The following is a 9,455-nucleotide window of genomic DNA, read 5'->3' as shown; positions in this document are numbered from 1 at the left end:
GTTCGGAGTATGCTCGTGGGTGGCGTACCCCGTTATCGCGGGCGTATTGCTTCACAGCTTCATGAAGTGACCCACCTCGCTCCATATCGAAATCAGCCCTCATCTATTAGAATGTAAGTTTCTGTGTAAGATGAACATAACGGTTGGCATTCAGACAGGCCGTTTGAAGGTGGTTAGTTCAGTAGTTGTCGAATACCCTCCCGCCGTGAACGGCGGGATTCCCTCCTTGTAGGAAGATGGGACGAACAAACCCAACCTTCCGAAATCGTATTCAATCGATCGAACAGGAGTGGCAACCATTTCGACGCGGTCTTCGACAGCACGAGCAAGCATATTTCGATCTGTGCTTTTCTCACGCGTACGCTGACGCGGCAGGCTATCAAAATGATCCGGATCGATTGGGAGTCTCAATCCGAACGTCAAAAGACCGAACTGAGTACGCACAACAGTCACTGACTACGGCTGCATTAGAGCGAGCTTCTGTTATTGATCTCCCGAGGTCGGCTGGCCAGTCGATCGAATTTGTTGTCGCAGATACTAACGCACAGCCAATCGACCAGGTTCGATTGTCGGTTGAAAAGCCTGACACGTACGATCCTGAGTATTATGCCACTGAGTTACGCCGGGCGGCAGTCTCGGTCGTATCTCCGTGCGGGTGGAACAGACAAGGCCTGCTAAATCACTGCTATTCCTTGAGGGTGGCTCGTCTGTCAGACTACTGTTAACACATTTAGTATGATCGATCCGTCGTTTTTGTTTAAAAATCGATCGTCCCTAAGTGCTGTTGAACAACCTCAGTCGTTGGGATGGTCACACTGACTGTTGCAACCGCATCCGATTGTGTTACAGACAGCGTCTGTTCGATATCGTCAGAAAGCGATAGCGACGTAACCACATCTTCGACAGAAACAGCTGCAAGTTCGCTTGGTTGTGCAACAATCACGTATTTGAATGTGGTTTCCGTTGGTGTTGGTGAAATTGACAACCCGATCGCTTCTGTGATTTCCACGATCGTTTCAAGCGACCCCGGTAGCGCCTCCGCTTCTTCGAGCGCAGCCGATCGAATCACGGGCCCAACTGACGCGGTCATAGTGAGATCACCAGCGAGGTGTGGCTGGAGTCGCCGCACTGCAGGTCCAGTAAGATGCGATCGATACTGTTGAGTCTGTGCAACAGTCCCTCCCGTATTCTCGGTGAGTTGTGCACGAGCCTCTTCGGTAGACTGGTTGTGTGCTGCCGTTATTGCGTTCGGTTCGATCGTCGCAGCGCTTTGGGCGGACGGAATTTCATAGACGGTCTCGTGCTGCGTCTCTTTAGTCTGGACTGCATCAGCTCCTGCAACATCATCTGAGACCGCAGCATCGAACGATCCTGATACGGTGAGCAGCCCTTCAGTTGTGAAGTCCGATCGGACAGCGCCAACACTCTGTATGTCTGTACAATCAGCAAGCGAGAGCGATGGAACTGCATCTTGGAGCTGGTGAATATACGGTGCAATCTGTTCGGGCTGGTCTATCAACTGGATAACTCGTTGGTTTGCTTGGATAGAGACTGCAGAATCGATTGGTGCAGCGTGCTGTTTTGACGAGTCGATTGCTGTCGCGGGCACTGTTGCGACGACCGATCCGGTAAGAACGGTCGCTAAACCGTGAAGAAATGTTCGCTTGGAGGGCATTCGTTTGAAAATCAATACGCCTGCTGATAATTCTTCTGGAATGAAAGACCTGATCTCAGCGTCCGCGGTTACCCAGTTGCTGGTTCCTCAGGTGGTGTATCATCAGCTGGTTCTTCAATCTCAACATCGTCAGGGTCAGCCGGTGGCTGTACCGGCTCTTGTGGTGGGGCGAACGGATCGTCTGCTTCCGGGGCACCGGGCTCTTTGTCACCAGAAACCGCAAAGCTCAGCAGGTTGCTGATGAATACATCGTTGTCTGCCTGATTGAACCGATCCGTTGTGATGAAGTCTGCACTGCCGACCGCAACGATTGCACCAGTCTGGATTGCGACGGTGTATGTATCTTCAACCCGGGTTTCAGAAGAGATTGTGTCATCGGTTGTTTGCAAGATTGGTGTTGCAGTATTGGAAGCAACCAGCGGTGATGGGCCATCAAGAATTACTTCTTCGACGCCATCGCTGAGATCGGATTCAGCGCCTTCTACATAGATCGACTGGAAGTTGTTCGCGTTACGTTCCATATTATAGAGGTAGCCAGCACCGTAGCCAAACCCAAACTGGGAGGAGAATGAATCGAACTCTGTACTGCCGGCTGCTGCCGGCGCACCGATCAACTCACCAAGGAGATCTGTTCCGCCTGCAGCTGACGGGCCACCAAGCAACAAGACTCGCCCATCTGCAGCTGCGAACTCTTCAAGTGCTTCAGTTTCCTGTGGCATGAATGACTGCTGTGGGTCAATAACAACATATGCGTCTGCATCTTGTAATGACTCAGCAAACGGATCGAACATGTCGAGATACTGCACCTCATGACCGGCTTCGATTAATGCAGTCACCAGCGGATCGATCTCATCGCGAGTAAATGCATTACCGTGTGCTTGGTCGATGAGGATGGTTTTGGATTCTCCAGCCTCATCGATATCGATCGCGCCACTTCGTTCAATCGCATCCGGATACGTGTCTGTATAGCGATCGTCATCAACGGTATGGGTGCCGCTATTGGCTCCCGTATCACCAAGGACGAAGCCACCAAGACTGGCGACAAGCAGTATGGCTGCAACAATTCCAATAAATACACCAGCGTAGATGCCGATCGATCGCGGGTCACGATTACGCATCAGCCTCACCTCCGTCGGCGGTTGCTGTTTCATTTACTGATGAAGTGTTGTCTGCTGTTGGCACATCAATGGTTCCGTAGAGTGCGAGGAAGGTTGGTGTCTCAACCGTCACCGTACTATCGTCTGTCTCCGACTCCAGTACAATCCCACCAAGACCTGCGGGGCTGTGCGATCGATTCTCGATCTCGTAGCTCCTGTAGCCGGCTTGGTCTGCTGCGGCACTGATTGCAACCTCCGAATCACCGATCGAGTCTGCAAGGCCGTTGTTGACGCTTTCAGCTCCAGCGTACACCTTTGCATTTGCAAGTTCGCTTTCAGAGATGGTTAGCTCGTCACTGCGATGCGTGGTCACAGAGGTAATAAACGACTGTTGCATCGACTCGATCTGTTGTCGCAACTCTGCTTCGGTGTAGCCGCTATTTTTATCCGGACCAGTGATAATCTCGTTCTGTGTTTGGCCTGCATCGATGAACGTTGCACGGACACCAATGCTGCCAACCATCGATCCAGGCTTGACAAAGATCTCATCTGCTGGTGCAACCATATAGTAACCACCAGACGCTGCCATCGACTGGACATTTGCCATCACCGGCATCTCTTCTGCAGTCCGCTCGACAGCGAAGAAGAGTCCTTCACTGGCGGGAACGGTTCCACCTGGGCTGTTGAGTTGGAGGACAACCGCACCAATCTCTGGATCGGCTCGGGCCTCTCGAAGATCTGCTTTGATTTCATCTGCCGTTGCTTCTGTGAGTGTCGTATCAACCGAGACAACCATGACGGAACCATCAGGGCCGGCCGTGGAGCCCCATGCGATCGGTGCAGCAAAGGCACCAACAGCAAGGGCGAACACGACCACAATAAGGAGGGTCCCCGACACGGGGCTCAAGTTGGAGAGCATGTCAGTTTTCATGAACTAGACGAGTACAAGTCTAAATTACAACTATGAATACTGTTTGGTTTACAGATTGAATTGGCATTCAGTATTTAATTTCGATCTCGTTTCTTCCCGATTCGGTAGCCAATAACGGTTCCAAATGCGCCGATAATATAGCTCATGAGATCCATCTTGATTCGTTCATCGCCATCGTCTCGTCTTGACAACATGTAGCCTGCGAATACCGATGTGAAAAATGAGATTGCAATCTGGGTTCGGTAACCGATTCGTTGTACCATACCGTGCTGTCACCCACAATTGTTATATTATTGTCGTTAGTCTACAGACAATTGTCTGAGGCGATCAATTCGAGCTTCCGTTGTCGGGTGAGTTCGCAGTAACCAATGTTGCTCCGCTTGATCTGTCAGTGGAAGGATGTCAAGTGGTCCTGCAGATCGTTTGATATTCCGAAGGTCTTCTGTAGGGCGAGTTCTTGCACCCGCTAATTTTTCCAACGCACTTGCAAGCGCACCAGGCGAACCAGTAAGCTTTGCAGCAGCTTGGTCTGCGGTAAATTCACGTGCACGAGAGAGTAGAGAAACACCAAGTTGACACACAAACAACAAAATAGTCGTAATAAGAGTAATCATTACCCAGGATCCTAATTTAGCAATAAAGATAAACACGCCAAAACCGTTTTTTAATCTGAATTTTGGACGATCATTTGAGCTAAGATCTTCTGCAATAAGTAGAGGTATAAGTAAATAGTTCATCAAGCGGCCATCTCCATTAGCGAGGTGGCTCACTTCGTGTGCTAATACCGCTTCAATTTCAGTTTCTGTTAATTGTCGAATGACGCCGCGCGTGATGATAATCGTTCCTGTAGAGAGCCCACCTAATGTATACGATTCTGGACGGCTTCGGTTGACGATTCGTACTTCAGGTGCTGGAATGTCTGCTTGTTGAGCGATTCGAGTCGCCGTTCTCGAAATTTTTGTGTGGCGCTCGCTCGCTAATTGGCCCGTTGCACCAAGTTTCTCGTTGAATTCTTGGATCTCTCGCTTGACTGGCTGATAATATACGAGTGGAAATAAGATCGCTCCAGCAACGATAATAAAGAAACTAATCTCCAATAAAGTGAACTGTGATATCCCTATAATCGGATTTTCCGACGACAAAAAAATAGTTTCTATAATAAATAGCATTGTTCCGAGGGTCAAGATTGCAGTTAGGCCAGTTATGATAATCGCCGCAGTAACGATTGAGGCGGTTGCTAGCGAAATTACTCCAAGGGAAACGACTATTCGTAATAATAAAAATAAACTAATTTGTCGACCAGGCGACATTGTCATCAAGTATTTTTTCGGAGAGTATATATTTTAGTTTTGATGAAATCTGCAGTGTCATTCAAGTGTGTTCGTTGAGTACATCGATAAAAAGCAGCAACTTGTTCAGGATAGTTAACATATTTTATTATGCAACTTGTAAATTAAACCACACTGATATCCGAGCAAAATACGAGGCACCTTGAATTGACATTCCCCGCTCGATATCAGTGTATCAATATAGTCAATGGGGCTCGTGAACTAAGGATGAACACCTCTTGGACAACTAAATCGATCGACTTGCATTGCTTGAACGGATCTTCCCCTACTCAGTTTACGGATGGGCACCTCGATCGCCTGAATCGAACGACGAAGGAACTGCTCGAGATTCTCGAATAGGCCCGTCGTTGTCGAAAACAAATCAAAAATCACGAATTCTATGACATTTGTTGTGTAAATATCTCTATAATTTTACAGATATGTATATATACTTTTATTACCGTTTATGAATTCATCATGAATTCGAAGGCCAATACCGCATTCGTACTCCTGTGCTGTGTACTGTTACTCAGCCATCCGGTAGGATTTGTGGCGCCAGCCAGCGCTGCGTCTACTGCGCCCGAACACCATGTCGACTTCTGTGCCATTGATTTCGAACCTGTCGAAAATGACCTTGAGACTGCCGCAGAGGAGGTGCTGGACATCCTTCCACGGTGGTATCAAGACGTTGCCCGTGGGAACAGCATCATCCTACACGTATACGATGACCGATATCCGGACGATCCCTACCCGAAGATGTCGTTCGTGACGTACGTAGGTGAGGATTTCCAAGTTAGAACCGCATTCGGCGATTACTACGGTGGATTTGGCGGTCTTGAATTAATGTTGACCGTCGACACGGACTGCCAGACGCTAAATCGGATCATTTCATCGGACGATAGAGGCGACGCGATCGTCGACGAGATCTGGGAAGGTCATATCACATACTACGGGCACGGACCGGGTGCGGATGCCGCGGTTGTCTATGCTGACTCATTGCTGACCGGCGCGTACGTGATGGAAACTCGCCAGTCCGGCAACTTGGGAGATTTCATCAACGGAGCCTTGGCCCCAGTCACGAAAACCTACGAGGAGCTACATCGTAACTATGAACGGTTCTTCACACCGTTCGAAGAAAGCCCAGTGCGCCCCGGAGGCAATTAGACACGAGGTGAAAGTATGACAACTAAAACAAGCACGAATGTGACGGCGTCGATAGGCGATCTGGGATTCAGATGGTACCACGCGGGGTTTGCCCTCGCTGCGGGGGTCGGGCTAGGTATCCTGCCGCCGGCGGGAGCGCAGACGATCGCCGAGTGGCTCGGTAGCGCGCTCGGCTGGCTGCTCGTCGGGTTCTTGCTCGTCGGAATCATCACGGCGATCGTTCGTTGGCGAGACGAGTGGCGACCCGAGGCGATTCTCCCGGAAGCCCCGGATTCCCGGTTGAAATACGCCGTCTTTGGGGCGATCGGCCTGCAGCTGTTCGTCCTGGGGACCTTGTGGGCGGCCGGTGCAAGGGCCGAAACGATGGTCTACGCGAGCATTCCAATGAATATCCTGATCGCAGGGACCGTACTCGGCGATGCAATCACCCTCGAACGCCGTGGTATCGAGTGGAAACTGACCATGTTCGCCTATCCCCTTGCCGCACTGTTGTTCGGGTTCGTCGGTGGACTCGTCTACTGGAACCACCGAGGCCGAACGCGCGCCGAATAATTCCTAATCGGGCACCAATTCTGTATTTTTTCGTATTTTATTTTCGGTCCTGTTGAAATTAGATTCTTCAGGTCTAAAGAGAACAGCGAGAGTTCCACGGGTCACCCGACCCGTGGTACTTCACTGCTTCTCAAACAGCCGGTTAATGAGATGGCATCATTTTTTAAATGTACCATCGATGAGAGTCATATGGAGCGGGTTATTGCATTGGCCGATCGGATCGTAAAAACCTCGGGATCGCTTGCCAGTGGTCGTATGTTGGGCGTTTCGACGGCCACATTCATCGTGTTTCTCACAATTATTCTTCCAGAAGAAGCCAGCAGAAACGTAGCATATTTTGGTGAGAACCCCACCCCGGACGGCTCGTTCATTTATTCTGCCTCGGATCTCTATAATATGGCGAGCGCATACGGAGAAGATGGGAGGCGATATTACATCCGCTCCCGGTTTACGTTTGATATCGTCTGGCCGCTTGCCTATGGCTGGTTTCTCTGGGCAGGTATCAGTTATTTTGGGCAGGCGACAGAGAACTTGCGATTTAGATACACGTTGCTGCTCCCAGTACTTGCAGTATTGCTGGATTTCATGGAGAACAGCTCGGCGTCGATTGTAATGTTTCTTTATCCAGATCGAGCACCCGTGCTCTCACATCTGGTACCAATTTTCACCTTCGCGAAATGGACCGTGATTGGACTGAGTTTTGTAGCTTTCGGGGTTTTAATGCTCGTGTGGCTCTGGAAGCGATTCCCGCTTCCCCGAGAGTGAACCACCTCGGGGCATTCTCCTTGCATTCTGTAAATCTCAAATCGTAGGCCCGCTCAAGTTGCTGAAAACTATGTTTAAAAAGCAAGAGAATATTGCCGTTTGTGTTGGGTGAAGACGTCACATTGATTTTGAGGGCAGAAGCCCACGACTTTATTGTGGGTAACTAACTACAATATCTCTAACATAACATAAGCTACTAAGAAAAGTAAAAAAACGGAGCCAAATATAAGTCCCGCAATTGCCGGTGTTCGTAAATTATTAATCTCTTTTTCTACATCTTTGTCGAAAATGTACGCTATCTCCTCGGAGTTGGTATCAAATTCCAGACTATGTTCTATTTTCTTGTCACCGAATTTTCCGATGACAGATATCCAGTCACCTGGTTTTATAGTACCTTCTTTAAATCGTAGCCTATCATCAAAATTGAATTTCATCGGATCAAACGGGATCGGATCCCCTGTGACCGTAGCCGGGATTGAGGATGAATCAGATACGGTATATCTCGAATTATGTGTGAGTGAAATTTCAGAGCCATCTGTACGTATGTAAGCCGTTCCGGTATGATCTTCAAGAATAAAATCGACGGTTTCATTTCGTTCATCTAAATCTTTCCATCTATATTCGTTCTCTGGATCTGCATGGTCTCTCGTACTTTTCGAAATAATATATTCATATGCAACACATTTCTCGTTCTCTATCGGTGAATCTAATGTGTCCTCATAATCAAGCACTTTTCCGCTTATTTGCACCCTGTCATTTCGATCTATCGTTTCGGATATAGACACTTCATCTGAATTTTTAATCACCCTTACTCTTCGAAATTGTTTGATAGAATGCGCTATCAGTAGGATCCCGCCCACTAGGATTGCTACGAAAGTTATAGCTTGTCCCACATTCATATTTATTAACATATAATTACTACTTCATAAATAACTCGGCATGATTGACATCCTCCCACGACTAAAGTTATGGGTTTTCTCCTTGATTTTGTGTAAAGAACCGGCAGCGAGAGGACGAGACATACGAAAACCTCCGTTTGAACGTGGCCTCATGTCCAGAGTGGTCGACCAGCCCTCCATGCTCGTGGTCATGACCCTCACTGTGGGCGTCGTGGTCCCCGTGGCGATCCCCGAATGGTCGGTCACCTGTCAGGCTAGTCTCGATCGAGGCGGTTGAGACGTTCTTCGTATTCCTCATCCGAGAGTTTCCCTTGGGCATATGAAAGGCGCAATTGCTCAAGTGCGGGGTCGGTTTCTTGATCAGTGGACCGATGGACCACCCTGTAGAGGAGATAGCCGATCCCAAGTAACACGGCGAGCGGGACGAGCCACATCAGGAACCACATCCACGTTGCTCCTGTACCGTCCCACATCCCGCTATTCCACATGTGTCCCCCGCCCCAAACTCCCACCATAGGCATCATAAACACCATCATAAGGAACGGGATGAGGAGGATAACAGCGATCACAATCAGGAGTGTCCTGAGGAGAGTGTCATCTGAGTCCATAAGGTCTAATTTTGCCGCAATCCATATAAAAAGGTATTTTGAATCTCGGTTCGTGGGATTTCGTCAGCATCAAATCTTTCGGATCAACGCATGATAAAGAGGAGCGATCGCCTTCAGAAAATTAGTCCTGCCTAGCCAATTTAGCTGAATTGCAGGAGTTGACATCCTCCGCACGACTAAAGTCATGGGCATTCTCCTCGACTTCGTGTAAGTCCGCTTCTTTAAGAAGCAACACAGGCTGAAGGTGAATACATGACTCCTGTGAGCTCCTCTGGAATCGGTGAGACAAACGGATACTGTCCTGGCTGTAGACTCGTGAGTTGGACCATCTTCCTGCAAGGAGGGAATCCCGGCCTTCAGGCCGGGAGGGAATCCGACAACGGCTGAACTAACCACGTTCTGACAGCCAGCCCGAATGCCGACCGTTAGCTTTAAC

At 49.1% G+C, this 9,455-nt stretch carries 11 protein-coding genes; 4 read left to right on the top strand and 7 right to left on the bottom strand.

The window, feature by feature from the left end:
- Positions 1 to 236 precede the first annotated feature (236 nt).
- The gene (locus AArcSt2_RS16575) at positions 237 to 725 is read left to right on the top strand and encodes a DUF8156 family protein (protein WP_250586338.1); all 489 of its coding nucleotides are present in this window, start codon (positions 237 to 239) and stop codon (positions 723 to 725) included.
- 32 nt (positions 726 to 757) lie between these two features.
- On the opposite strand, the gene AArcSt2_RS16570 is transcribed toward AArcSt2_RS16575, so the two are convergent.
- From AArcSt2_RS16570 to AArcSt2_RS16550, 5 genes are all read right to left on the bottom strand, one after another.
- Positions 758 to 1,675, bottom strand: a complete 918-nt coding sequence (locus tag AArcSt2_RS16570) for a hypothetical protein (RefSeq protein ID WP_250586336.1) — start codon at positions 1,673 to 1,675, stop codon at positions 758 to 760.
- Between the two features lie 68 nt (positions 1,676 to 1,743).
- Positions 1,744 to 2,793 (bottom strand): DUF4350 domain-containing protein, encoded by a 1,050-nt coding sequence (locus AArcSt2_RS16565; RefSeq protein ID WP_250586334.1) that lies wholly within the window; start codon positions 2,791 to 2,793, stop codon positions 1,744 to 1,746.
- Positions 2,786 to 3,703, bottom strand: coding sequence for a S49 family peptidase (locus tag AArcSt2_RS16560; RefSeq protein ID WP_250586332.1), 918 nt, complete (start codon positions 3,701 to 3,703; stop codon positions 2,786 to 2,788). Before AArcSt2_RS16560 ends, AArcSt2_RS16565 begins: the two co-directional genes overlap by 8 nt.
- 74 nt (positions 3,704 to 3,777) lie before the next feature.
- Positions 3,778 to 3,966 (bottom strand): hypothetical protein, encoded by a 189-nt coding sequence (locus AArcSt2_RS16555; RefSeq protein ID WP_250586330.1) that lies wholly within the window; start codon positions 3,964 to 3,966, stop codon positions 3,778 to 3,780.
- Between the two features lie 36 nt (positions 3,967 to 4,002).
- A complete protein-coding gene (locus tag AArcSt2_RS16550) occupies positions 4,003 to 5,019 on the bottom strand; it encodes a M48 family metallopeptidase (RefSeq protein WP_250586328.1) in 1,017 nt (338 codons plus the stop codon).
- Between the two features lie 489 nt (positions 5,020 to 5,508).
- Here AArcSt2_RS16550 and AArcSt2_RS16545 point away from each other — a divergent pair, with 489 nt between their 5' ends.
- From AArcSt2_RS16545 to AArcSt2_RS16535, 3 genes are all read left to right on the top strand, one after another.
- Positions 5,509 to 6,195, top strand: a complete 687-nt coding sequence (locus tag AArcSt2_RS16545; RefSeq protein ID WP_250586326.1) for a hypothetical protein — start codon at positions 5,509 to 5,511, stop codon at positions 6,193 to 6,195.
- Positions 6,196 to 6,210: 15 nt separating this feature from the next.
- A complete protein-coding gene (locus AArcSt2_RS16540; RefSeq protein WP_250586324.1) occupies positions 6,211 to 6,747 on the top strand; it encodes a hypothetical protein in 537 nt (178 codons plus the stop codon).
- Between the two features lie 189 nt (positions 6,748 to 6,936).
- Positions 6,937 to 7,512: a hypothetical protein gene (locus AArcSt2_RS16535; RefSeq protein ID WP_250586321.1), complete on the top strand. Its 576-nt coding sequence runs from the start codon at positions 6,937 to 6,939 to the stop codon at positions 7,510 to 7,512.
- A 167-nt stretch (positions 7,513 to 7,679) separates the two neighbouring features.
- Here the strand turns inward: AArcSt2_RS16535 and AArcSt2_RS16530 are convergent, their stop codons facing one another.
- On the bottom strand, positions 7,680 to 8,411 hold the full coding sequence (locus tag AArcSt2_RS16530; protein ID WP_250586319.1) for a hypothetical protein: 732 nt from the start codon (positions 8,409 to 8,411) through the stop codon (positions 7,680 to 7,682).
- A 254-nt stretch (positions 8,412 to 8,665) separates the two neighbouring features.
- Positions 8,666 to 9,019: an SHOCT domain-containing protein gene (locus tag AArcSt2_RS16525; RefSeq protein ID WP_425493682.1), complete on the bottom strand. Its 354-nt coding sequence runs from the start codon at positions 9,017 to 9,019 to the stop codon at positions 8,666 to 8,668.
- Positions 9,020 to 9,455: the final 436 nt, after the last annotated feature.

Source organism: Natronocalculus amylovorans (assembly GCF_023638035.1).
GTDB classification, from domain to species: Archaea; Halobacteriota; Halobacteria; order Halobacteriales; family Haloferacaceae; genus Natronocalculus; species Natronocalculus amylovorans.
Note: the sequence above shows the minus strand (reverse complement) of the source record. Positions and strands in the feature narration are given on the sequence as shown.